We start from the raw sequence: 23,234 nt of genomic DNA, 5'->3' as shown, positions 1-23,234 counted from the left end.
ATATTATGGTCTATTTGTTTCACCTTGGAGAGAACCAGCCCCTGATGAAATCCTTGTGTGCAGATCTTCCACGAGTGACCGCATGATTGCATCAATACGAAAATAACGAACAAAAACTTCCCGAGCATTTTTTTGCATTTGTTCAAAGTGTTCTGGAGAAATATTATCGTGAAACTCAGCTATCCGACTCGGTAAGTTATTGAGTTCACGAAAGTCAATCATGACCGCAAAAGACGCGTAATCAATTTTATCACTAAAGGGAAAATTGCGCTCGGTATCGACAATAATCGGTATACGCCCAAGGGACAGTATTTCAAAAAGCCTAGCTGAATTGTTTGCGTCACCGCGCACGTCAAGGGCATAATCACTTTGTAATATTACATCTACCATCTCCTCTCTAAGTTTTTTCATATCCCCCTCCGCTGTTTTCGGACTTGCAGAGAAAGAACGCCGCGTACGAAGATTGAGTCTTACCTGTCCTGATTTTTGAAGAATTTTAATCGTCTTCTGTCGCCACAATATTCCCTTAGTGCACGCGCGATAACGGGTATCAAAAACTCCAAGCAGCCGCACCGGAAGCTCTTTTATTATCGTACGTAAATACTGAGAAAAGGAAAGCTCTGTCCACCCCGCAAATCCAATAATTGGTTTCCCTACTTTTTTCTTTCTAACATCAAACCTTCCACCACAACACCGTTCAAGTAAATCATCGACATGGAGTGGTACAACAATACGACCGCGCTCAGGAAGAAAATGATACCCTCCGTAACGTAAGATATAGGCATTTTTGACTTCAATTGGGTGCTCAATATCCCCCAATCCATCAATTAGAATGGGAAGGTTACATTCGCTAGCAATTTTTACACACTCATCAAATAGCTCCGTATCGTGGCGCAAAAACCATTGATGCGGATACGGCGGTAAAACCATCTCTGCTGTTGAAACATCGTCAGTTACCACATAGAGGCTAGTGTCAAATGAATAGCTGTCGAACATCAACTTAGAAAAAATTGAAGCTTCCTCGTGTGGATTTCCCCACCAAGGATTAAGAAGGGGTGTGTGAATGCCCTTGCGCCGCCACTTAGGGTTAACATAAAGTCTAAGTTGATTTATCGCCGTCATTTTATAGATTCCATAAGCTTAAGGAGGGCTGTGGCAAAAATTTTTGTCGTGTAGCACATAGACACCTTGTTACGTCCGGAGGCGGATAATTCCCCCCGTCTTTCAGCGTCGTTCCAAAGAGTGGTAATCGCGGTCGCAACAGCTTCGGAATTACCAGGCTCAACCACAATAAGATCCCGCCCAGGAACAAAATAGTCCGCAATCCAAGAACGATGCGTTGCAACTACGGTTTTGCCAGCAGCAAGAGCGTCAAGTATTACCGTCTGTCCCGAGCAGTCCGAACCATCCGGAATTCTAGCATCCTTTGAAACAACGACAATGAGTCGAGCCCGAGTATATAAATCTCGAACTTCAACAATGCTCCGGTCATAAACTATCGACATATTTGGAGGAATCGAAACATCATGCGGAATATTTTTCTGTCCAGCGACAACAACGAATCGATGTCCGACCAGTCCAGCGACATAAAAAAGTGTACGGTAATCACGGCCACCGTCACGCCCGACACTTACAATTAAATTTTCATCATGATGAATGTCGGTAGGTTGAAAAAAAGTGGCGTCCACACCAAATGGAATAAATGAAAGTTGTGCTTGAGGGAGACCGATTTGGATAAAATCATTAAGCTGATCGAAAGAAAGGCAGATGATATGCGAGTAACTCGACCAAAACTTTTTAAGGATAAAAAGCCGTATCGGATGCTTGGCGTGTCGTCGCATGAGAGTGGAAGAATTTATCGCCACATACAACCACCGAGTCTTAAGATTAAACGTCCGAGAACAAATAGAAACAATGTAACCAAGTAAGAGATTGTCCTGCGCAATAACAAAGTCATACCGGAAAAGATGCAGAATGATAAACACGGCGCGCATCGATTTAGACGCCAAGGTAAAATAGTCAGCATGGGGTATATGATTCATGCCATAAAGGGGCGTATCCGCACACTGACCGGTCTGTACGCCACGTATAATTTCCTTCCGAGATCGTGTAAAAATAAAAGCGACACGTGGTCCCAATACACTCATCTCCCGTGATAGATAGACGATCAAACGACGAAGATTATGGTGCTCTCGAACAAACTTTGCATTTTCGCTTCCGTCTTGTGTTGTTTCCAGCCCCGCGGCAATAGCCTCCGGTGTTGCCTGTACTTTACGTACTGGAAAATTTCTATACGCATCACTTGTTGTAACTACAGATAAGCCACACGCAAGGGCTTCAAGTGTCACCTTATCCAAGCTTCCGGTCTCACTGGTGTGTACAAAAAAAGCAGCTTTCTGATATTGATCCCGCACCTGCGACTGATTAAGCCCACCCAGAAAATAAACCCTTGCCCCAATCATATGGGCGAGTGCCTCAAGATTTTTACGCTCCGGCCCGTCGCCAATGATCCGAAGCTCTTTACCTGCAAATGCCACAGCACGAATGATGAGATCATGGCGTTTACTTTTCATCAAACGTCCAACGGAGAGAACGTGATCAGAACGCACCACGCTCGAATCAGGAGAAAAAAAGTCTGTGTCTATGCCATGCCCTGCGATACGTAGTTTTGGTGTATCGAATCTGAAACTTTCTTCGGACGCAGTGAAGACCTTGTCTGATAGAAGAGTGGCCAGACGTAATTTTACGCTAACCATCTTGTGCGTGTACCACAAATGAACGCGTTTACCCCAAAAACGCCAGAAAAGACCACCCAATAGGACATACTCTTGATTCATGTGCACAAATACCGTGTCGTAATTATTCCGCTCACTCCAAATATATTTATAAAAACGCCAGAGATACTTGGATCTTGAAGCCCCATCCTCTTTACCAAGAGTTAGCACCTCGACATTGACCGGTAGATGGTACTCGCCTTTTTTCAAACAAATTACGGTAACCTTTTCGTAATGTTTAGAAAACTCTTCAATCCAACGGTGGAAAAACCCCAAAATCGAATCCGACTCATCCACCACCTGCGTGACAATTAGTAATTTCATAATATTTTTTCCAGTGTCTCCACCAAGTCAGTAATGTTGTCCCCAGAGATAATCGCCCCCACTTCCCTCGCCACTCCAACGTCGGTCGAAACAACAACACAACCACAAGCCATTGCTTCCACAATTGTCCTTCCATATCCCTCATAAAATGAAGTCAAAAGAAACAGGTCGGCTGTTTTATAAAAAGACGATAGATTGTTGGTCCACGACTCAAAAAAAACATTTTTTTCTAGCTTCAGTTGTTTCACCAGTTGTTTTAGTCTCCCCTCTTCCGGTCCAGAACCAACAATGACCAGACCGGTGCCAGGCCTTGATTTAATAATCGAATTCATCGCCCGAATGGCTAGGTCAATATTTTTTTCTCGTGTCAGACGAGATGCCATTAAAACTATTTTCTTAAACTGCGAATATCTGTCATGTAAATCTATTTTTATCGGTTCATTTTTGATTTTTTCGAGATCAATCTTGACTGGCTGAACCACCGGTTTCTGTCTTAATCTGATTCCTGCGCCAACAAGCGAATCAGCAATTCGCTGGCTAACAACTCGAACGCTGTCAGCCCGTGGCAATAAAAACTTTGCTAGTCGCAACCGTATTTTGTTCAGAAGAGACTCCTGGGCAAAATAAGGATTGAGAAAATCTGTATGAATCTGAAGCTGTAATTTGGCATTTATTTTCCCGGCCCACAGCCAGCCAATTAAGCCGTGCTCGAAGGGGTTTTGACTCGTAACTAGTTCATAATCCCTCATCGGGCACCAGAAAAAAGACTCCAGACGTCCGAGAGAAAACACCGTCAGCTTGTCGTTAATTACTTGTGGTAAAAAACTTTTCTTGCCGATAATCGCAATTGTGAGCTTGCCAAAACTTTCGGCCTGACTAATCATCCGTAACCGAACCTCGCTCAGGGGTTCGAAAATTTTTGAATCAGTGGAAATCATTAAAACCTTCATAAACCTTTAGCTAGGTCTAAAAATTCATCGGCAATGTCCGACCACGAATGCTTCAAATCAAACATCTTTGCGCGTTGGCAAGAGTGTTGATAATTCTCGGGATCGGACAACCAGATGATCTTTTGTGAAATATCTTTCTCGTCTTCTGGATTCACCCAAATTACTGACTCCCCCAACCTCTGCCGTAATCCTGTTTCTGTGGTCAAAATAACCGGTTTCCCTAAACGTAATGCATCCAAAACCAAATTAGGACTAATATCTCCGAGTGAGACAAGAATCACGGCATAGGCCTCTGCTATTTTCTGTAAAAATTCTTCGTAAGGCCAGTTATTAAGATCAAGAACAAGCTCTGGTTGAGCCTTCTGGGCCAAAGCGAAAGCGCGCTCAAGTAGAGATAAATTTTTCCATTTTAATTTCCTAGTACCAGCAATGAATATTTTAGCCATAATAATTTTCAATAATTTTCGTCTTCTGTCGGCTCAACTGATACGGTTTAGACCAAATATCCCTTTGCCATTCGGTACTAAACACTATCATTTGAGCTTTATGTATTACCCATTTTGTCAAACCAAAAATAGCCTTCTCTTTGAAATTTAGCCTGACTGACCCTCCCCGAACATTCTCATAAAACTCCCGCAATAAAACCAAATGACCAGTCCGTTCCACGTAACCTTCCCAAAGAAAATCCCCGCCTGTCCTAATCATTATCTTTTTACCAACCAATCTAGCCGCCAAAACGGCTGGCAACCCAACGGAAAAAGTATCTAGCGCTAAAATAAAATCAACTCGCCAGAGGGCAAATATCAACTTGGCAAAAAAATAAAAATGTCTAACTCCAGAAGGTAAGTGCTTCTCCAGCCGGTAAGTCAAAATTTTAACCCTGTGTCCCTTTTTGATGAACTCTTCGGCCAAATTTTTCGCATATTGCGCTGGTCCTCCAATCTGGGGCGGATAAATTCCCGTAGCGATTACTATTCTCATAACATTTGTTTCAATAAGCCAGTAAATCTCTCCGCTAATTTATTCCAATCGTAATTTTCATAAACCATTTTCCGCGCATTGCTAACTATCCGAGTAACTTGTTCTTGATTCTCTGGCGCTAAAATGAATTTCACCTTTTCAGAAATGGATCTTGGGTTGTTGACCTCGCAAAACCAGCCTGTCTCCCCTTCTCTCAAAAAATCAGTGATTCCACCAACCGGTGTGGCAATAACAGGCAATCCAGCCGCCATCGCCTCAAGAAAGGAGTTCCCCAGCCCCTCCGAGCGCGAAGGACGCGCAAAAACAGTGGCATGAGATAAGTATTGACCCACGTTCTTACTCTCAATCTGGCCCAAAAATGAGACTCTGGCGGACAGTTGAAGACTGGTAACCAGGCGCCTCAACGCTTTCTCCTCTGGCCCAAGGCCAAGGATTTGCAGTTTAACATCGTCTGGTAAAAAAGCGAGTGAGCGGACCAAAGAATCTATTCCGTTTTTCTTCACCAACCGTGATGTTGTAATAATCACTTTCTCAAGATTACCCTCTCGATTTCCAAACTTGCTCAGATCAACTCCATTTGGAATAACCACAATGGGACAACGGGCACCCATTTTCTTTGCCCAACCTGCTAGATAGTTTGAAATCACCTGAATCTGGTCTGGGCGAGCAAAAACCCCAAACAACCTAGGGGCAAGCAAACGCAGACGGTAAAAAAAACTGTCCAAATCATCCCCCTCTTGGAGGGTAAGCAGAAAAGGGATCCCCGGATGATACTTTTTGAACAAAGCACCGGCCATCCCTGCCTGATTCGCCATGATCGACCAGACTAAATCGTATTTTCTTAGCCTGTGTTGCCGCTTAGCCTGCCGAGAAGCCCAGAAAGGGAAAAAATATTTTGACCAGAAGTTTTTGATATCAGCTGAAATTATCTCGAATTCAAAATATCCACCCAAACGATCAGTTAATTCCTTGACCGCAACCTCCGCCCCACCGACAAAGGGGAAATAAGCTAGTGAAAAAATGAGGACTCGTGGACGATTCATACTTCCAACATCTTCTTCAGTTCATTTTCGGGAATTTCGTTTCTTGGTCTTTTTTCAGCTGTCTTCTCTGGCGCTTTTTCTTCTAAGGTTTTTGCTTGACCCCCGGCAACTTCCTTCTGAACCGATGCAATCACATCACGTAAATCAGCACTGTGTCGCCCAGTACTCTTCTCTCTTGTCTCCACCTTCTGCTCAAGCGATTTGAGGGAAACAACCTTCTCCGGTTCAATAAATTTTTTTGGCGTCACTGCGTCCACTCGAGAAACTGGTGGATTTGGTCGTGAAACTTGAGCCGTTCTCGGCGGAAGAGGTGGAACAAACGTCTTTGGCGTAGATGGCGTCGCATGCCAATTACCGATGTCCTTCTCAACCATGTCCCGAGGCCGCGCATAGGTTTTTCGTGTCCAAGAAATAATTTCATCGTGATAGGAACGTGCTAGAGGTGTGATCGGTGGTAAAGTAATCGCCGAAAATGGTTGGGAGCCCACCCCGTCGATCATCATCGTTAAATAGATCTGAGCGAAGCCGAGATTAACCATATCCTCCATACTAAAAGTGGGAGCAAAAATCTTCTCGAAAATTTCGGCATCAAGCGGACCAACCCGGAAAGCCACCGTCGTCCCAACGTTACCAAAAACGGCCGCCTGTACCTCTTCCGACATCTGCTCTACATACTGATGGGCGATTGTCAGAGATAATTTATATTTCCTTGCCTCAGAAAGAATGTTGGCAAAGGATTCGTTGGCAAAGGATTGAAATTCATCGACATAGAAATAGAACGGGGGCACCAAGCGCATCTCGGCTGGCGACAAGTTGGCTCGGCTCATCGCCGCTAGATAAATCTTAGTGATAATCATTGAGCCAAGTAGATTGGCATTCCCCTCGCCCATTCTGCCTTTGGATAGATTGATGATTAAAATTTTTCGTTCGTCCATTGCTTGACGAAAACTGAAAGACGATTTTGTTTGCCCAATGATATTGCGAATCAGCGGATTCCCCGTAAATTGCCCGATTTTATTCTGAATCGCCGGCGTGGCTTCGGCCGCGAAACGCTCTGTGTACTTGGCAAATTCATCAACCCAGAAAGAACGGACGGTGGGATCCTTGATATTATCCACCACTTTCTGGCGATAAACCTTGTCGGCAAGCATCCGATTCACTCCAAGCAGGGTGGAGTTGGGATACTCAAGTAAGGCAAGCAAGGTGTTGGTTAGAATATATTCCATGCGCGCACTCCAGGCATCTACCCAGAGTTTCTTAAACGCGCTCATCAAACCATTCACCACCAAGTGTCGTTGGTCGGCCCCCACGTCCTCCATAACATTGAAAGAAATCGGATTCTCTAAATCGAACGGTGCAAAATAGATCACATCCTTAATGCGATGCTCTGGCACATATTCCAATAACTTCTCGGCCGTACTACCGTGCGGGTCGATGAAAGCCATACCGTGCCCATCGGCGATATCTTGGACGGCCATATTCTCCAGCATGGTACTTTTTCCCATGCCTGTCTTTCCAATCACATAGACATGCCGAGCACGGTCTTCAAACTTAATGCCAAACTTCGTTCGCTTGCCTCGGAAATCAGTTTCGGCAAAGTAAGTTCTATCTTTGACAATCGGCATTTCCGCCATATTGCCAGATTATAACACAGATTCTACCGTCCAAAAAGTTGAAGTAACGAACGAATGGATGAAGAAATGTTTGCCATCTGGCCTTCATTGTAGATTGAAGCATGACCGCCAGAAGAGATGGTGAATTGGCCACTGAGATTCTTGTTGTAACCCAAACCATCATCTTTTATAACCTCCACCCTATAAGATCCAACCGGAAATTGTCCGCCAGGACCAACTGTCCAGCGTAATTTATTCGTTGCTGTTTGACCAATCAGTTGGTAAGCGGAGGCGGGACTGTCTCCACGAACATAAACTTTGTAGTTGAATCCGGTTGAACCGCTATCTTCCCAAGTAATCTCCCTATTCTCACCCAAGCGCCAATTATCGCCCGAACGAGGTCTCTCAACAGAAATGGTAGAAGATTGTGGGGTTGGTAGTGGCGGAGGTGGTGGGGTCGAGCCGCCAGACCAAGAGACCACGAGTCCTTTACTGTCGCTGCTGGCAAAGTCGTTACTCCAGCACTGTATACCTATAGTTGCGGCGGTTATCGTATTGCCCAAGCCATCAATCTGACCAGAAGTTTGGAATGTTCGTGAACCAGAGACTGGCAGGTTGTAAAAATCCCACATCGTTCCATCAGTAAGACGAAGAGAACCCTGTCCGTAAGTATTGCACCTGGTGGCATTTGGAGTACTCGACCAGTTAATCACGGCGGTTGAAATGCTACCAATATTCACACTCGGACTATCGTAGCCAGTGGCGACATGACCATTTACATTTAGGAGAACCGTCGGAGCTGGAATTGGGGTATTACCACCACCCACCTGGACACTCAAACTCGTTCTGGCTGATTGGCCGAAAGAGTCGGTGACAGTGAAATTTGGGGAGTAGTTACCCGGAGTTGCATAACTGTGAGTGAAGGTAGCTGACTGCGAAACTGTTCTTGGTCCAGCCACGCTATAGGCAAGCAGATTCTCATCACCCCATAAAACACTGTAGCTCAAGGACTGATTCTCCGGATCGCTAGCACGGACACTCCAAGTGCCCGTCTCCCCCACCCGCAAGACTGTCGGCCCAGAAACACCAGAGACTACTGGTGGCCGGTTACCCGTCGTTCCGCCAGAGGTGACAGTAAAGTAGTCACTGTAAGCAAAAATCTTTCCGTTATCGAAGTCAGAGATTTTGATCTGATACCTGCCTGGCTGGATATCGGGAGAAATATTAATTCTCACTTGCCCCTCATCTACCCTCTGACCACTTGCGAGACCGTATCGTGTTCCCACTAAATCAACACGAACTCGAGCAGATCCGTCAATGCTTCCAGGAGCATATTTCCACTTAATTGTTAGCCATTCTCCGGCAGTATCATTCCGCCAGATGGTGTCACGATTTGGTGAAACAATACTAAAAGAGGCTAAATCAGGAGTAGACCCACCTCCACAAGACTGACCCGTCGTGGGACTGAAGCCACTAGTGCTGGTACAGCCGGGAGGAAGACCAGGTGGCTGAGGAGTGTTACCGCAACCAAGCGCATTATTGAGCGTGATGATTTGTTGCGGTGTGATGACATTCAGCTGGCCGAGAAGAACGATAATGCTACAGATATTATTGGCTGGAATCGCTTGAGCTTGAGCCAGGGTACCACTGAAAAGAAGGACCGTGGCCAATACAAGGCTGGCCAGAAATTTATATTTTTTCATATACCACTATTATACCCCCCCCCCACGCGCGTCTGTGTTATGCTACCCACCATGAAACTGGGGATAAGTATCGTGACAACAATTATCGCTCTCTATGCTTCCGTTTTCTTCGCGGTGAAATTCGGCTGGACAAATGTAGCTGGCCTGGTGGACGAAGTGGAGCTAGAGATCAGACCATCGCCGATTTGGATAAATACCGAAGAATGGCAAACCCTAAAAGTGGCTCTAATTAAAGACAAATCGGCAATTGAACAGGCTTCCATGGCAACAGACATCTCACCACGGCTAATCGTGGCAATGGTGATACCGGAACAATTGCGCCTCTTCAACGACGAGCGAGAAATCTTCAAACAAGTTTTTCTACCCTTAAAAATTCTGGGCAACCAAACCCAATTTTCTTGGGGAGTGGCTGGATTAAAACCGGAAACAGCTGAACAAATTGAAAAAAATTTACAAGACAAAAGCTCGCCCTTTTTCCCCGGAGAAAAATATGCTCATCTGCTGGACTTTGCCACTGAAAATTATGGACAAGAGCGTTTCTCGAGAATTGCCGATGAGAAAAATCATTATTTTGCCTACCTTTACACAGCCATTTACGTCAAGGAAATAATTGCTCAATGGCAAGTGGCTGGCTTTGATATTTCAAATCAACCAGAAATCCTAGCAACCCTCTTTAACATTGGTTTCGCTAATTCTCAACCAAAGATTAACCCTCAAGTTGGTGGTTCAGAGATAGAACTTGGTGGTCATAATTACAGCTTCGGGCGTCTGGCCTATGAGTTTTTCCACTCCAATGAGCTGGCCATGGAATTTCCACAATGAACCGCTCTAAATCAACCCCCGACCTAATATCTTCAGTATCAATTGGAAAATAATTCCACCAATGTCGAGAACAGAAGATGGTGCAGACGCTGGCGCCGCAAGGGTGGGAAAAGAAATGTTTGAGGGAGATTCGGCCGGACTAAGAATAGCTAGACAGTTTCCTTGATCTGAAATCTCTGCCAAGGTTGAACGATCAACGCCAGACAAACTCTTGGGGAGCAAGCTCTGTCCCTGAGAAGTTTGAGACTGGCAAGAGGAAGATTGGCGACCACTGGATTGACTACCAAGCGACCCATTCTTTACCTCGGTAGAGAACACTGTTTGTCGACGGGCGGACGAGTTATCCCAAGCGGTGACGGTCACCGTGGTGCCAACGGGCACAGACGTGGCTCGAACCGATGAAACCTGACAAGAAGACTCCGTCTGGCCGAAACCCTGACAATTAGCAGCAGGAAGATTGCCAACCTTGATACTAACCTGGGAGATCCCATCGGGATCGCGGACCGATGTTTTGAAAGAAATAAGTTGCTGACTACCGGGATTCCAACTTGACGGTTCAGCCCAAATTCTCACGGCCGGACCAAAACGATCATCCGAAGAGCCACTAACCGGCGGTGTCCCCTCCGAAGGGTTATCAACTCTTACCCAGATACTCTGACTCAAAAACCTCTGACCTGAAGTGTGAACCCCTTCTAGCGACAAGTAACGCTGACCATTTGGAACAGCAAATGGCCCATTTTTGGTATCCCAATTGAGTGAGAAGTAACGCTGTTTCGAACGCTCGGAAGAGCCCGTCTTAGGCAATCCAACTCCGTTTGGTGGCGTATTCGAGCCATTGGCATCGGTAAAGGCCCCTATGATTGGCCCCGTAAAATCACCAAGCCTAATAGAAATCGTATTGGCGGCACCAACCAAAGCCGCCACAACCGGCACGGTCCCCCGAACATTGTTGCCCTCCAGTGGAGTTAGAAAATTGAGCGATTTAATGGAGTTTTCCGTAATCTTTACCGTAACGGAGTAAGGCTCTGAATTAACGGTGTTACCGAAGTGGTCAGTGGCTGAAACGTAAATAGTATAATTTCCCCCACGAAGTGGCGGCTGCCCAGTATCCCAAGAGAAAGTATAAGTCCGCGGAGAACCCTGATTTGCTTGATCAGGAACACCATCCTCAAAAGAAAGTGGGGTTGGAGGTGGTAGAAAAACCCCTGTCGTCTCTGACTTAACGGTCATATTAAGTTGTTTAAACTTACCCACGCCCGGTCGCCCAGACTCAGGATTAAGTTTAACCTTAACCGGCACAATACCAGACACCTCCTGTCCTGCTGTCGGACTTACGATATTAAGCTTAAGTGGCAAGAGGGCACAATAGGGCGTACCACGCGGTTGAACCATCGCCTGTTGACCTTCCGGACAACACCAATTCTCCCCAGCATAATCGCCTGTGCCAGAAACACAACTCTGACGATCCGGCGGTGCGATAATTTGTCCAGAAGAATTCTTCTTCGGCTGGCAATAAAAGGCATTATAGGGAGCTCCAGCGGGACCAGCCTCTTCTGTGCTAGCATTACAGAAAATTGGCGTCCAAGTATTGGTCTGATTATCCCTAACCGAACCAATGTTAATCGTCGGGCCTGGTGGTGGTGGCGTAATACATAAATCGAATTCGTAGGTTATGAGGAAGCTGTAACTACCGTAACCACAAACCTCACTCTGTTTACACCAGGTACCGGGTGTTTCGCCCGGCACCTTTTGACACACTTTCTCCGGTGGTAAGGCCGCTCTCTTGAAACAGAAGGTTTTACCACCATAAGAACCGGTAGGCGGGGCTTCCGCCGCCAAACTACAGCAAACATCATTCTTGGCGTAATAACCAGTCGGACACCCCGATTGCGCTCGGGCAATCGAGATGAAACTAAAAAAAGTAACGAGAAGCACCGACAGTGTGAAATATTTTAACATAACTTTTATTATACATTAGACAAAATAAAATCCCTCGAATTATCCGCCCATTGACAAAAAAGACTTACTGGTATATGCTTGGTGACAGAAGGGAGGTGGCAAATGGTTAGTCACTCTGTCGTTCTTTTTCGCTGGATTACAAACCTGTGCCTAGTGGCAATGGTAGCCTTCATGATTTACCAAGGGTTCCAAAAGGCTATCGGCGGCATCCTGGCTTCCCAGCATTAAGAAAAACCCCCGAGACGTCTTGTCTCGGGGATTTTTAAAACAAGTTTCACTTGAATTTTTACTTTTTACCCTTCTTCTGTCTTCGCGAAGCACGGAAAACATTAGAGTACTTCTTGGGACGACGTGTCTTGCGGCCTCCTGTAACCTTACCGTGCGCAGTCTTCGGCCGACGAGTACCACGACCCTGGCGACCCTCTCCACCGCCATACGGGTGATCAACGGGATTCATGGCTGAGCCACGAACAGTCGGCCTAATACCAAGCCAGCGGCTACGACCAGCCTTACCCAGATTAACCAGCTTTTGTTCTTCATTAGAAACCGCCCCGATGGAAGCCCAGGCCAGCTCGTGGACACGTCTCACTTCGCTAGAAGGTAATTTAACATTGGTATAACCAGCATCATTAGAAAGCACTTGAGCAAAGGCGCCAGCCGAGCGAACCAATTTAGCACCACCTCCAGGATGAATTTCCACATTGTAGACAAAGGTACCAACGGGAATTTTCTTCAACGGCAAGCGGTTGCCAGTTTTCAAGTCTGCTTCAGCGGAAATCAAAAATTTGTCACCCGTTTTAAAAGAATTTGGTAAGAGAGTATAGCGTCGTTCACCGTCAGCATAGACGGTTAAGCCAATAAAGCCGCTCCGATTCGGATCATACTCCACACTCTCAATTCGCGCTGGAATATTAAATTTATCATACTTGAAATCAATATCACGGAAGAGTCGCTTGTGCCCGCCACCCTTATGCCGAGTTGTAATCCGTCCAAAATGATTACGCCCCACCGCGCGCTTGCGACCGTAAGTTAATGGCTTGTGTGGTTCATTCGTGGTTAAAACCCCACGAAATGTAACACTTGATGCTTGACGACGAGTTGGCGTGTAAGGACGATAGGATTTCATATTAGAAATTAGGCTAAGGTAATAGTCTCACCGGGTTTAAGATAGACGATCGCCTTTTTCAGACCCGGCTTCTGTCCGACCTTTCCTCGCATCATGACCTTCTTCCCTTGTACATTCATGATATTGATGCGGCGCGGTGTCACTTGATACAGTTTCTTCAACGCGGCGCGAATAAGTGGCTTATTGGCGTCAGCCGCCACAGCGAAAACATGAACGCCGGTTGCCGCCGCCTTCTCTGTCACAATTGGTCGGACAAGTGTCAGCACATCTTGATTAATTTTGTGGCCAATTTTAGACATAATTACTTTTTTGCTTTTTCCCTTCCCTCTAAGAGAGGCAAGCTAACCTCTGGACTGGTGATTAGTAAATATTGGTAGTTCAGTAAAAGCTCTGGGTTTAGATTGCGAATTTCGGACACGGCGACACCGGGCAAATTACGAAAACTCTGCCAAACACTCTTATCCGCGGCCGGCAAAGCAAGTAAGGTGCGTTGCCCGCGACGGTAGTTGAGCTTCTCCAGGCCCTTAACTTTTGCAAAGGCGTCAAGAGATTTCTGCGCTTCTCTAGTTTTTGATTTAGCAAACTTAAACTGATCCACAAACACCACCTCCCCATCGCGCTGTTTCTGGGAGAGAGCGGTGAAAAGCGCCTTAGTCTTCATTTTCTTGTTAATCTTCTTCTCATAGTTACGCTCATTTGTTGGCCCATGAGTTGTGCCACCACCACGCCAGATTGGTGAACGAATTGAACCGTGTCGAGCGCGTCCAGTTCCCTTCTGGCGCCATGGCTTCTTGCCACCACCGCGTACCTCACCTCGACCTTTAGTGTGAGCAGTATTCTGGCGAGCGTTGGACTGCATGCCAACAACAACCTGATGAACCAAGTCGCCATTCCAGGGCAGGCCGAAAACACGGGCCGACAACTTTGTTGTCCCAACTTCCTTTGCCGCCTGATTGTAAATTTTACTTTCCATAGATTTCAAGGAGCGTCCCCCGTCGACCAGGAATCGCGCCACTGATTAATATTTCGTTCTTGGCGGCATCTACCGCAATCACTTTCAAGTTCTTGACCGTCACCCGATCACTACCCATCCTGCCGGCCATGCGGATACCTTTCGCCACGCGACCCCCAGCTCGTCCGCCACCGCCACCAATCGCCCCCGGCTCACGCTCGCTATGTTTCTGACCATGAGAACGTGGCCCACCATGAAAGCCGTGACGCTTAACTACTCCCTGGAAACCACGACCCTTGGAAATCCCGCTTACCTGTACTACATCACCAACCGCAAAAGCTGTTTCTGCCTCAGTTTCACCGCCAACCAGGCGAACCTCACGCTTCACCACCTTCTTGCCTTGATTAAACGAGAACTGGACTGCCTCGTAACCATCCTTTGCCATTGTTTTCCGTTGAGAGAGTGTCAGCGCGCCAGTCGTCACAATCGTTGCCGGAACCACGCGACCAGTGTCGCTAAAAATCTGGGTCATCTTCAGTTTTTGACCGAGTAAGAACTTCATTTTAATTTACATCATTTTCAGATCAATGTTCACACCAGAAGGCAAAGTCAGATTACTCATGCTCTCAATAATCTTTGGTCCCGGATTCAAGATGTCAATCAAACGCTTATGAATCCTCATCTCGAATTGCTCACGGGCATTCTTGTGAACAAAGGCACCACGATTGACAGTGTACTTCTTTATCTCCGTTGGTAGAGGAATCGGACCCTGAATCTCAGCATCATAACGCAAAGCCGTATCCATTATCTGCTTTACACTTGCGTCCAGAATCTTGGATTCATAAGCTGATATCCTTACCCGAATCTTCTGAATCTCGGGCAGAGAGCTTGGACTCTTTTTACTCTTTGTTTTTACGCTCTCGGCCGTCATAATCTTAATTAAGCAATGATCTTAGTAACCACCCCGGCGCCAACTGTTTTACCACCTTCGCGGATAGCAAAACGCTGTTTCTCTTCCAGAGCCACTGGTGCCACTAGTTTAACTTTGAAAGTAACTGTGTCCCCAGGCATCACCATCTTGGAAGCGTCGGCCAGAGTCACCTCACCCGTTACATCGGTTGTGCGGATGTAGAACTGGGGTTTATAACCAGAGAGAAATGGTGTATGACGACCACCCTCATCCTTCTTGAGAATGTACACCTCCGACTCAAACTCTGTGTGAGGAGTTACGGAACCACTCTTCGCAAGAACCTGTCCACGAGTAACATCCTCCTTCTTGGTACCACGGAGCAAGATCCCAGCATTGTCCCCAGCCATACCTTCCTCCAATTGCTTATTAAACATTTCGATACCGGTAATCGTCGTCTTCGCGGTTGGAGTAATACCAACAATCTCGATTTCTTCACCAACCTTAACCCGACCACGCTCAATCCGACCAGTTACCACCGTACCGCGCCCTTCAATAGAGAAGATATCCTCCACCGGCATCAAGAAAGGCTTATCCACCTCACGAACTGGATCGGTGATGTAGGTATCAAGAGCCTCGGCCAGGGCGAAGATCTTCTTCGCCCATTCATCATCAGCACTCTTAGCCTCTAGCGCCTTCAGACCCGAACCACGAATCACTGGGGCATTGTCGCCATCATAACCATTTTTAGTAAGAAGTTCACGAATTTCCGCCTCCACCAGGTCAATCAATTCTGGATCATCAACCATGTCACACTTGTTCAAGAAAACGATAATCTTTGGCACACCCACTTGACGAGCAAGCAAAACATGCTCACGAGTCTGTGGCATTGCTCCATCGGATGCGGCCACAACGAGAACGGCGCCGTCCATTTGAGCCGCACCAGTAATCATGTTCTTGATGTAATCAGCGTGCCCAGGAGCATCGATGTGAGCATAGTGCCGACTTGGGGTCCAATATTCGGAGTGGTGCAGCGCGATAGTAATTCCACGCGCCTTTTCCTCTGGCGCATTATCAATACCATCAATACCCTCAACTCGAGCACCATAACCCTTGTCTTTATTCAGATCGAGGACATGCAAAATACTCGCTGTGAGCGTGGTCTTACCGTGGTCAACGTGACCGATGGTGCCCACATTGACGTGAGGCTTGGAACGATCAAATTTATCTGCCATATTTTTTACTTATTTTTAATAATTTTATAAAGCGAGAGCGAAAAACTAGCGCGCAAACGCGTGGACACATACTAGCAGAAGGCTAAAATAGAGTCAAATAAGAAGTGGTCGGTCTTGGGAAACGAGCCTTGACCTTTTAATTAAAAAATGATAGTATGAAATTTGGTCAATAAATCCGAGAACCTTAAAAACAGAAAGGGAGTAACGATGCAATCTATTAGAGCTAGAATCTTCATCACCATCGACGATCAATGCTACTACCGAGATTGTCTGTTGCCCTGCTCGCCCTTCGTCGGCATGACGCTGGGTTTGGCAACAGGACAACCCAACGAATCTGTTAATCTCCGCGTTACCGAGGTCCATGTTTTGGAATTGAAGTCTGAATCGGCTCCATTCCTTCTACAATTGACCACGGTCCCGAAGTCCGCCCCCTCTTGCCCAGAAAGGATAAAACGCGAGGTGGAAACCGCCTATCTGGGGTTCCTGAGATCGGGTGACAAGTGGCACCACAACGAACGTAACTAAGGTCTCTCTGACCAGACCTACCCGATGACGGGTAGGTCTTTTTTATTTAGTGAAGCGGAAAGTCTGAGCAAACTTGGGTAATAACTCAGAATTTAAACCGTCGGCATTTAAGCTGATAAACAAATCTCCGTGCTCAAAACTGTAATAGTTAGCGGAACTTATACCAGCATTTGTAATATTAGATGTCACCATGTTTCGAACCGATAATTTGGCAGAATCATTATTTTTAAGCACTTGGATTGACCAACTTGAATTATACTCGGAGACACCGTCGTTGGAATTGCCGTCAGATTTTGGACTAGGGCCAATTTGTATAAAATAAAGTTGATTGGTCGTGCCGTCGTCATCAACCTCTCGCTGAATAGACCAAATTTCCGGATACTTAAACTCAAAACCATATTTATCATTTTTGTAAGTTTTCCAATCTGCTGTTTCATCCGTTGCTGTCGGAGTAGGCAAGGTTTTAAACGAATTGTCGGAAGTGACGGGGACAGGGATTGGTGTGACTGGCACTTGCCCGCTCTTCCAATAAACCGAAGCGCCGATGGCGATAATGGCGATGACAATGATTGCTAGCAAAAAGCTAAAACCTGCTTCTTTTTTGTAATTCATGATGATCTCATTATGACACAATTGCCAATGGTTTAAAAATTGTTTCTCTGCTATAGTAGAAGTGGCGTTTTTGGATCATTACATTCACCCTTTTTACGGGAGGACAGTGATGAAGATTGAGAAGTTTGCCTGGCTGTTTGTGATTCTGATGATGCTCATTTCGGTCGGGTGTAGCATGTCGAACAGCGGGGAGAATAACACCCTAGCCCTACAGGGTTATCGCGACATCGAAATCGAACAAGTCGCAATTGCCGTTCCGACACGTTACGATCCAGAAAAACAAGGGGAAACAATCCGTCTCGGACTAGAGAGGATGATAGACCGCAGTCAACTCTGGCTTCGAGACGGATCCCCTAAGGCAATCGCTCAAACAATCGGCGAAGCCAAGGAACGGATTCCGGTCATACCAGCTCCCCCATCACAAGTGCCATCAGCGCAAAAAGCGATGCGCGTCGCGGTTTCAAGTTTGAATTAGGAAAGGGGGTGATCGCCAATTCTAAAAGTTCCGACAGAGCAAAAGCTTGTCGGAACTTTTTTTGACTTGCAACCTACTTCCGAGTCTCCACGATTTTCGCCGCGACATTTGCGGGAACAATTTCGTATTTCTCAAATTCCATCGTAAAGTTTCCCCGCCCCTCGGTCATAGAACGAAGCGTGGTCATGTAACCAAACATCTCAGATAGTGGAACAGTTGCCCGTACCGCCTTAATCAAACCACGATCCTCTGTCCCCTCAATCTGTCCGCGTCGTCCAGCCAGTGAGCCGGTAACGTCTCCCATAAATTTTTCCGGCACAGTAATCTCCACCTTCATGACCGGCTCAAGAAGAACAGGGGTGCAACGTTTTGCGCCCTCCTGAAACGCCATCGAAGCGGCAATTTTGAAGGCCATTTCCGAGGAATCGACTTCATGATAGGAACCATCGTACAGCTCACAAGAAACATCCACCATTGGGAAACCAGCGACCACCCCGCGTTCCATCGCTTCACGAAGACCCTTCTCCACCGGCGTGATGTATTCTTGAGGCACAACACCTCCCTTGATTGAATTAATAAACTCAAAATGAGCTTCCCGTGTAATATTCTTAGCGATTTTCTTCTCTGGATTAACAGGCTCAAGAGGTTTAAACCGGATGCGAACATGGCCATACTGACCACGACCACCAGATTGTTTGATGTACTTTCCCTCCGCCTCGGCCGGCTGGGTAATTGTCTCTCGATAAGCCACTTGCGGTCGGCCGACATTGGCCTCGACGCTAAACTCACGCTTCATCCGATCAACGATAATTTCTAAATGTAGTTCACCCATACCAGAGATGATTGTCTCGCCAGTTTCCTCGTCAGACTTAATTCTGAAGGTTGGATCTTCGTCGGAAAGTTTCCGTAAAGCTAGTCCCATCTTTTCCTGATCTTGTTTCGTTTTCGGCTCAATCCGAAGCGAGATAACTGGTTCGGGAATATCAATACCCTCCAACAAAACCGGTTTATCTGGAGTACAAAGAGTGTCACCAGTTTTGGTATCCTTCAAACCAACTGCCGCGGCAATATTGCCGGCAAAAATTTCTTTCACCTCTTCACGATCATTCGCGTGTAGACGAACAATACGACTGATACGCTCCTGATTACCAGTGCGCGGGTTGAGAACGTATGAGCCAGAGGTTAGGGTACCGGCGTAGACGCGAAAGAAAGTGAGCGCGCCCACAAATGGGTCTGTCGCCGTTTTGAAGGCAAGAGCAGCAAATGGCAAGTTGTCGGCTGGCGCGACAGTAATCGCCTCACCTGTCTTCTCGTCCACGGCTCTCGCTGGCGGAATATCCAGCGGACTTGGTAAATAATACGCAACGGCATCAAGCACCAGCTGGACGCCCTTATTTTTCAAAGCGGAACCAGCAAAGACGGGAAAGATTTTATTAGTAATTGTCGCCGTGCGAATAATCGCTCGAAGACGAGCAAGGGGAATCTCTTTACCCTCCAGATAATCCGTCATCGCCACATCATCTTGTTCCACAATCTTCTCAATAGTTATCGCCCTTTCTTTGGTCACCTGTTCTTGCAAATGAGCTGGGATTTCTTTACTTTTTTCAACCCTTTCACCCTTCTCCCCGCTGAAAGTGATGTACTCCATCGTCAATAGGTCGACAATTCCCTTAAAGTCCGCCTCGTGACCATCAGGAATCTGCAGCTTAACCGCTTTCGGAGATAGCCGATTCAGAATAGAGTTGAAGGAGTTATCAAAAGAAGCACCAGTGCGATCCAATTTATTGATAAAGCAGATTCTTGGCACTTTGTAGTCATCAGCATAACGCCAGTTTGTCTCCGACTGCGGCTCCACGCCAGCAACTCCGTCGAAGACAACCACCGCCCCATCCAAAACTCGCAAACTTCTCTTCACTTCAATTGTAAAATCAATGTGTCCGGGAGTGTCAATGATGTTTAGCTTAACTTTCTCCTTTTCCTTATCAATCGCTTCAGTCGGAATCCAGTAAGCGGTTGTCGCGGCGGCGGTAATTGTGATACCGCGCTCGCGCTCTTGCTCCATCCAATCCATTACCGTATCACCCTCATGCACTTCACCAATCTTATGGGAAATTCCCGTATAAAATAGAATACGCTCACTGGTCGTTGTTTTACCAGCATCAATGTGCGCGATAACACCGATATTACGAATCTTATCAATCGGATAGTCAGCCATTTTCTAACTTTGAGGCTTACGGGCAAAGTGGGCAAAGGCACGATTAGCCTCCGCCATCTTATGCACATTCTCTCGACGCTTGATCGTCTCACCTTCTCCCTTCGCCGCCGCCATTATCTCTTCGGCCAGTCGTTTCTGCATCGTCTTCCCTTTCTTTGCCCGAGCAAATTCTAAAATCCAGCGTAACGAAAGCGTGAGCTTACGAGCATCGCTCACTTCGTGAGGAATCTGATAATTGGCACCACCCACTCGCCGAGTCTTAATTTCCATTAGCGGGCCAGAATTCTGAAGCGCCAGATCGAAGATTTCCAATGGCTCTTTCTTTGTTTGAGTCTTAATGTCAGTGAAAGCGCCGTAAACGATTTCCCGGGCAATGTTCTTATGGCCCTTCTCCATCACATAATTAATCAGCTTCGCCACCTTGGGCGACTGATAACGATAATCCGGTTCTAGAACTCTCTTTGACTTTAATTTCCGTCGCATAAATTATTTGGGCCGCTTAACACCATAAAGCGAACGTCCCTTCTTCCGATTCTCCACTCCCTCGGCATCCAGCCGTCCTCGCACAATATGATAACGAACACCCGGTAAATCTTTCACTCTCCCGCCACGGATCATCACCACCGAGTGCTCTTGCAACTTATGACCGATTCCGGGGATGTAGGCTGTCACTTCCATACCGTTTGTGAGTCGAACCCGGGCAATTTTACGGATTGCGGAGTTTGGTTTCTTCGGTGTAGTTGTCTTAACCTGGGTACAAACACCGCGCTTAAAAGGCGCGGGATAAAAGACCGGTCGATTCTTGAGATTATTGAAACCAAGCGACATCGCCACCGAAGTAGTTTTCCGGCGGATAATTTGACGCTTGCGTCTGACTAATTGATTGATTGTAGACATTTTTTGAGAAAAACACTCGCCCTAGCGAGTGTTTTTATCCTAGCAAACTGGTTGCTTGTGGTCAATGGCTCAAATATACCAGACTCTAGTACGCAAGGTAGGTCTCCCCGTTCCGCCAGATCTTGATTGCCGAAATCAAATTAAGATCGGACGAAGGATGAGCAGAGGCATAGGCGGTTACTTCCTCCAAGGTAACCCGATAATCGTGATTAACGTCAACGGGGTGATAACTAACACCTGTTTCATTGGTTGAGACACAACGAGTCCCGTTCTGACTATTAAAGATGTCACCCGCCCGACATGGGCCGTGTCCTGGATTAGATAGACAGAAGCTACCTGTCTGACGATCATATAAATCACCATAAAGACAGGTGGGGAGAACCATCATATTTTTTACTACCGCCTCCTTCGTTGCTGTGTCAGAGGTAGAGGTATAGACCGAACCCCGTGTAGCACAATCAATGCCAGAACATGGGGGTTTATTAAAGAGCTTCTCAACTGCCGGCCTACTACCGCTGCGCATTTGACTTTCTACTTGTTTGGAATTAAGTACCTGAAAAAGTCTCGAAAAAATCGTGGCGGGGACAGCGGGAAATTCCCGAGCGATTACAGATGGAACTGAAACCTGGGCCTGTTCTAACACGCCATTTTCCGCCCTGACTAAGACCGGCGAAAAAATAAATGCCAAAAACAAAACTAGTACTGAAATTTTTTTCATCTAGATATATTGCTAAATCTTATAAACCAGCGACACGACCACTTACTTGATAATACACCCGTACAACGAAAAGTGTAAGAATTATTATCTCACTTCCACAATCACTGACTTCTTGCTCATTTGACCTGTATCATCCGTCACCAAGGCATTTATCGTATAAGAACCGGGCTGTGTGTAGGCGTGGTTGAAAGTAATGAACTGCTCGACTTGGCCGGGAAAACGGGCTGGCTTAGTTTTCTCGACATTAATACTGTCGCCCCAAGAGAAAGTGTAAGCCATTGAGCCACCCTCCGGATCCGTTGCGCCGAGTGTCCAACGACCGGTCTCTTTTACTTTTAAGACCTTCTCTCCTACCAAACTATTAATTACTGGTGGAAAATTTGGAGAGAAGGAAACCAGGGAAAGCTGGGATTTTGGAAGACCGAGACGAAGAGCTACTTCTTCCAAGACACCACGCAAGTTAGTTTCCGCCTCCACCGACAAAGGCAGAATTGCAAACCCGACCAATGCCAATAGCCATAACTGTTTTCTCATCTCTGGATTATATCCCGAATCACTAACCAACGGCAACTAAACGGAATAGACCAAAAACCAGACGCTCTAACAGGGTTGTCGATGATATGAGCCAAATAAATATAATAAGGATAAATAATTGATGCCGCAGCCACCACTCCTCCAACCAATTCAGAGAGTTTGGCAAGACGGCGAAAAGCACCTTTGAACCATCGAGGGGTGGAATGGGTATCAGGTTAAACATCGCGAGCATTAAATTGATCAGCACAAGAGTCGCCACAAAAGACACCGCACTCCCCGGCAATAAACCGTTTCGCAATGACAAACCAAATATTAAAGCAATTAAGAGATTAGAAGCCGGGCCGGCCAGCGCCACATAAGCCGGGCCCCAACGACCAGCCCGGAGATTATAAGGGTTATAGGGTACTGGCTTGGCCCAGCCAAACATCAAGCCGCCAGGCAAGAGATAGAGAAAAAGAGGGACAATGACAGAGCCGAGCCAGTCGAGATGCTTCAGCGGATTAAGGGTCAGGCGTCCGGCAAGACGAGCCGTCGGGTCGCCAAGCAGATCAGCAACATAACCGTGTGACACCTCGTGGATTACCACCGACATAACGAGAACAACGATGAGAAAAATTGGATCAAGCGGTTGCATAAATTTTCATCTATGATAACATTCGGGTTTAATTATGAAAACCTGCCCCACTTGTCAGAGAACTTCGGCTATGGGCGGTGGCTACTCCAACCGCACCCGTGCCACACAGTTCAACCCAACCGGTGCCACAAGGCATTATCCTAATCTTCAGTGGGCCAAACTTCCAAGCGGTGGCCGAATCAAACTCTGCGCTAAGTGCATTAAGAAGGGTAAACAACTCCAACTTAAATAGAGC

25 protein-coding genes are annotated in these 23,234 nt (G+C 46.6%); 3 read left to right on the top strand and 22 right to left on the bottom strand.

Translation table 11 applies throughout. The features are described from left to right. Window positions 1-3: 3 nt before the first annotated feature. The 8 genes from IT398_01575 to IT398_01540 are packed head-to-tail and all read right to left on the bottom strand — an operon-like array spanning window position 4 to window position 9,388. Window positions 4-1,122 carry an exostosin family protein gene (locus tag IT398_01575; GenBank protein ID MCC6290737.1) on the bottom strand — a complete coding sequence of 373 codons (1,119 nt, stop codon included), beginning with the start codon at window positions 1,120-1,122 and terminating at the stop codon, window positions 4-6. Continuing rightward, window positions 1,119-3,098 (bottom strand): glycosyltransferase, encoded by a 1,980-nt coding sequence (locus IT398_01570; protein MCC6290736.1) that lies wholly within the window; start codon window positions 3,096-3,098, stop codon window positions 1,119-1,121. Before IT398_01570 ends, IT398_01575 begins: the two co-directional genes overlap by 4 nt. Continuing rightward, window positions 3,095-4,048, bottom strand: a complete 954-nt coding sequence (locus IT398_01565) for a glycosyltransferase (GenBank protein ID MCC6290735.1) — start codon at window positions 4,046-4,048, stop codon at window positions 3,095-3,097. Before IT398_01565 ends, IT398_01570 begins: the two co-directional genes overlap by 4 nt. Continuing rightward, window positions 4,045-4,494, bottom strand: a complete 450-nt coding sequence (locus tag IT398_01560; protein ID MCC6290734.1) for a hypothetical protein — start codon at window positions 4,492-4,494, stop codon at window positions 4,045-4,047. The genes IT398_01565 and IT398_01560 overlap by 4 nt, the downstream gene beginning before the upstream one ends. After that, window positions 4,487-5,029 carry a glycosyltransferase gene (locus tag IT398_01555; protein ID MCC6290733.1) on the bottom strand — a complete coding sequence of 181 codons (543 nt, stop codon included), beginning with the start codon at window positions 5,027-5,029 and terminating at the stop codon, window positions 4,487-4,489. Before IT398_01555 ends, IT398_01560 begins: the two co-directional genes overlap by 8 nt. Further along, complete coding sequence (locus IT398_01550) at window positions 5,026-6,072, bottom strand: glycosyltransferase family 4 protein (protein MCC6290732.1); 1,047 nt, start codon at window positions 6,070-6,072, stop codon at window positions 5,026-5,028. Before IT398_01550 ends, IT398_01555 begins: the two co-directional genes overlap by 4 nt. Further along, complete coding sequence (locus tag IT398_01545) at window positions 6,069-7,691, bottom strand: type IV secretion system DNA-binding domain-containing protein (GenBank protein ID MCC6290731.1); 1,623 nt, start codon at window positions 7,689-7,691, stop codon at window positions 6,069-6,071. The genes IT398_01550 and IT398_01545 overlap by 4 nt, the downstream gene beginning before the upstream one ends. Before the next feature lie 38 nt (window positions 7,692-7,729). After that, on the bottom strand, window positions 7,730-9,388 hold the full coding sequence (locus IT398_01540) for a hypothetical protein (protein ID MCC6290730.1): 1,659 nt from the start codon (window positions 9,386-9,388) through the stop codon (window positions 7,730-7,732). Between the two features lie 51 nt (window positions 9,389-9,439). Between IT398_01540 and IT398_01535 the strand changes: the two genes are divergently transcribed. Continuing rightward, window positions 9,440-10,210: a DUF1402 family protein gene (locus IT398_01535; GenBank protein ID MCC6290729.1), complete on the top strand. Its 771-nt coding sequence runs from the start codon at window positions 9,440-9,442 to the stop codon at window positions 10,208-10,210. A 6-nt stretch (window positions 10,211-10,216) separates the two neighbouring features. Here the strand turns inward: IT398_01535 and IT398_01530 are convergent, their stop codons facing one another. The 8 genes from IT398_01530 to IT398_01495 all read right to left on the bottom strand — a co-directional run bounded on the left by IT398_01530 (window position 10,217) and on the right by IT398_01495 (window position 17,526). Next, on the bottom strand, window positions 10,217-12,169 hold the full coding sequence (locus IT398_01530; protein ID MCC6290728.1) for a hypothetical protein: 1,953 nt from the start codon (window positions 12,167-12,169) through the stop codon (window positions 10,217-10,219). A 286-nt stretch (window positions 12,170-12,455) separates the two neighbouring features. Next, complete coding sequence (gene rplB / locus IT398_01525) at window positions 12,456-13,295, bottom strand: 50S ribosomal protein L2 (GenBank protein MCC6290727.1); 840 nt, start codon at window positions 13,293-13,295, stop codon at window positions 12,456-12,458. 8 nt (window positions 13,296-13,303) lie between these two features. After that, window positions 13,304-13,594: a 50S ribosomal protein L23 gene (locus IT398_01520; protein MCC6290726.1), complete on the bottom strand. Its 291-nt coding sequence runs from the start codon at window positions 13,592-13,594 to the stop codon at window positions 13,304-13,306. Window positions 13,595-13,596: 2 nt separating this feature from the next. After that, window positions 13,597-14,268, bottom strand: a complete 672-nt coding sequence (gene rplD, locus IT398_01515; GenBank protein ID MCC6290725.1) for a 50S ribosomal protein L4 — start codon at window positions 14,266-14,268, stop codon at window positions 13,597-13,599. Then, the gene (locus IT398_01510; GenBank protein MCC6290724.1) at window positions 14,258-14,809 is read right to left on the bottom strand and encodes a 50S ribosomal protein L3; all 552 of its coding nucleotides are present in this window, start codon (window positions 14,807-14,809) and stop codon (window positions 14,258-14,260) included. The genes rplD and IT398_01510 overlap by 11 nt, the downstream gene beginning before the upstream one ends. Before the next feature lie 6 nt (window positions 14,810-14,815). After that, entirely contained in the window at window positions 14,816-15,178 is a 363-nt protein-coding gene (gene rpsJ / locus IT398_01505; protein MCC6290723.1) for a 30S ribosomal protein S10, read from the bottom strand. An 8-nt stretch (window positions 15,179-15,186) separates the two neighbouring features. Continuing rightward, a complete protein-coding gene (tuf, locus tag IT398_01500; GenBank protein ID MCC6290722.1) occupies window positions 15,187-16,389 on the bottom strand; it encodes an elongation factor Tu in 1,203 nt (400 codons plus the stop codon). 567 nt (window positions 16,390-16,956) lie between these two features. Continuing rightward, window positions 16,957-17,526, bottom strand: a complete 570-nt coding sequence (locus IT398_01495) for a hypothetical protein (GenBank protein ID MCC6290721.1) — start codon at window positions 17,524-17,526, stop codon at window positions 16,957-16,959. 109 nt (window positions 17,527-17,635) lie between these two features. On the opposite strand from IT398_01495, the gene IT398_01490 reads away from it, so the two are divergent. Then, the gene (locus IT398_01490; GenBank protein MCC6290720.1) at window positions 17,636-18,001 is read left to right on the top strand and encodes a hypothetical protein; all 366 of its coding nucleotides are present in this window, start codon (window positions 17,636-17,638) and stop codon (window positions 17,999-18,001) included. A 73-nt stretch (window positions 18,002-18,074) separates the two neighbouring features. Here the strand turns inward: IT398_01490 and fusA are convergent, their stop codons facing one another. The 6 genes from fusA to IT398_01460 all read right to left on the bottom strand — a co-directional run bounded on the left by fusA (window position 18,075) and on the right by IT398_01460 (window position 22,999). Continuing rightward, window positions 18,075-20,216, bottom strand: coding sequence for an elongation factor G (gene fusA / locus IT398_01485; GenBank protein ID MCC6290719.1), 2,142 nt, complete (start codon window positions 20,214-20,216; stop codon window positions 18,075-18,077). Window positions 20,217-20,219: 3 nt separating this feature from the next. Beyond that, on the bottom strand, window positions 20,220-20,699 hold the full coding sequence (gene rpsG / locus IT398_01480; protein MCC6290718.1) for a 30S ribosomal protein S7: 480 nt from the start codon (window positions 20,697-20,699) through the stop codon (window positions 20,220-20,222). Between the two features lie 3 nt (window positions 20,700-20,702). Next, entirely contained in the window at window positions 20,703-21,113 is a 411-nt protein-coding gene (gene rpsL, locus IT398_01475; protein ID MCC6290717.1) for a 30S ribosomal protein S12, read from the bottom strand. An 85-nt stretch (window positions 21,114-21,198) separates the two neighbouring features. Then, window positions 21,199-21,831, bottom strand: a complete 633-nt coding sequence (locus IT398_01470; GenBank protein ID MCC6290716.1) for a hypothetical protein — start codon at window positions 21,829-21,831, stop codon at window positions 21,199-21,201. Between the two features lie 84 nt (window positions 21,832-21,915). Then, window positions 21,916-22,365 carry a PKD domain-containing protein gene (locus IT398_01465; GenBank protein ID MCC6290715.1) on the bottom strand — a complete coding sequence of 150 codons (450 nt, stop codon included), beginning with the start codon at window positions 22,363-22,365 and terminating at the stop codon, window positions 21,916-21,918. A 22-nt stretch (window positions 22,366-22,387) separates the two neighbouring features. Then, window positions 22,388-22,999, bottom strand: coding sequence for a site-2 protease family protein (locus IT398_01460; GenBank protein MCC6290714.1), 612 nt, complete (start codon window positions 22,997-22,999; stop codon window positions 22,388-22,390). Window positions 23,000-23,033: 34 nt separating this feature from the next. On the opposite strand from IT398_01460, the gene IT398_01455 reads away from it, so the two are divergent. Then, window positions 23,034-23,231: a hypothetical protein gene (locus IT398_01455; GenBank protein MCC6290713.1), complete on the top strand. Its 198-nt coding sequence runs from the start codon at window positions 23,034-23,036 to the stop codon at window positions 23,229-23,231. The last annotated feature ends 3 nt before the right edge of the window (window positions 23,232-23,234 follow it).

This window comes from Candidatus Nomurabacteria bacterium, assembly GCA_020847275.1.
Lineage (GTDB): Bacteria > Patescibacteriota > Minisyncoccia > Phycocordibacterales > JACOZG01 > JADLCI01.
The sequence above is the reverse complement of the archived record's forward strand: the minus strand, read 5'-3'. Positions and strand labels throughout refer to the sequence as shown.

Bases quoted from the DNA above. Each gene is read 5' to 3' on its own strand.
- IT398_01575 (MCC6290737.1), bottom strand. From the start codon at position 1,122: ATGACGGCGATAAATCAACTTAGACTTTATGTTAACCCTAAGTGGCGG.
- IT398_01570 (MCC6290736.1), bottom strand. From the start codon at position 3,098: ATGAAATTACTAATTGTCACGCAGGTGGTGGATGAGTCGGATTCGATT.
- IT398_01565 (MCC6290735.1), bottom strand. From the start codon at position 4,048: ATGAAGGTTTTAATGATTTCCACTGATTCAAAAATTTTCGAACCCCTG.
- IT398_01560 (MCC6290734.1), bottom strand. From the start codon at position 4,494: ATGGCTAAAATATTCATTGCTGGTACTAGGAAATTAAAATGGAAAAAT.
- IT398_01555 (MCC6290733.1), bottom strand. From the start codon at position 5,029: ATGAGAATAGTAATCGCTACGGGAATTTATCCGCCCCAGATTGGAGGA.
- IT398_01550 (MCC6290732.1), bottom strand. From the start codon at position 6,072: ATGAATCGTCCACGAGTCCTCATTTTTTCACTAGCTTATTTCCCCTTT.
- IT398_01540 (MCC6290730.1), bottom strand. From the start codon at position 9,388: ATGAAAAAATATAAATTTCTGGCCAGCCTTGTATTGGCCACGGTCCTT.
- IT398_01535 (MCC6290729.1), top strand. From the start codon at position 9,440: ATGAAACTGGGGATAAGTATCGTGACAACAATTATCGCTCTCTATGCT.
- IT398_01530 (MCC6290728.1), bottom strand. From the start codon at position 12,169: ATGTTAAAATATTTCACACTGTCGGTGCTTCTCGTTACTTTTTTTAGT.
- rplB (MCC6290727.1), bottom strand. From the start codon at position 13,295: ATGAAATCCTATCGTCCTTACACGCCAACTCGTCGTCAAGCATCAAGT.
- IT398_01520 (MCC6290726.1), bottom strand. From the start codon at position 13,594: ATGTCTAAAATTGGCCACAAAATTAATCAAGATGTGCTGACACTTGTC.
- rplD (MCC6290725.1), bottom strand. From the start codon at position 14,268: ATGGAAAGTAAAATTTACAATCAGGCGGCAAAGGAAGTTGGGACAACA.
- IT398_01510 (MCC6290724.1), bottom strand. From the start codon at position 14,809: ATGAAGTTCTTACTCGGTCAAAAACTGAAGATGACCCAGATTTTTAGC.
- rpsJ (MCC6290723.1), bottom strand. From the start codon at position 15,178: ATGACGGCCGAGAGCGTAAAAACAAAGAGTAAAAAGAGTCCAAGCTCT.
- tuf (MCC6290722.1), bottom strand. From the start codon at position 16,389: ATGGCAGATAAATTTGATCGTTCCAAGCCTCACGTCAATGTGGGCACC.
- IT398_01495 (MCC6290721.1), bottom strand. From the start codon at position 17,526: ATGAATTACAAAAAAGAAGCAGGTTTTAGCTTTTTGCTAGCAATCATT.
- IT398_01490 (MCC6290720.1), top strand. From the start codon at position 17,636: ATGAAGATTGAGAAGTTTGCCTGGCTGTTTGTGATTCTGATGATGCTC.
- fusA (MCC6290719.1), bottom strand. From the start codon at position 20,216: ATGGCTGACTATCCGATTGATAAGATTCGTAATATCGGTGTTATCGCG.
- rpsG (MCC6290718.1), bottom strand. From the start codon at position 20,699: ATGCGACGGAAATTAAAGTCAAAGAGAGTTCTAGAACCGGATTATCGT.
- rpsL (MCC6290717.1), bottom strand. From the start codon at position 21,113: ATGTCTACAATCAATCAATTAGTCAGACGCAAGCGTCAAATTATCCGC.
- IT398_01470 (MCC6290716.1), bottom strand. From the start codon at position 21,831: ATGAAAAAAATTTCAGTACTAGTTTTGTTTTTGGCATTTATTTTTTCG.
- IT398_01465 (MCC6290715.1), bottom strand. From the start codon at position 22,365: ATGAGAAAACAGTTATGGCTATTGGCATTGGTCGGGTTTGCAATTCTG.
- IT398_01460 (MCC6290714.1), bottom strand. From the start codon at position 22,999: ATGCAACCGCTTGATCCAATTTTTCTCATCGTTGTTCTCGTTATGTCG.
- IT398_01455 (MCC6290713.1), top strand. From the start codon at position 23,034: ATGAAAACCTGCCCCACTTGTCAGAGAACTTCGGCTATGGGCGGTGGC.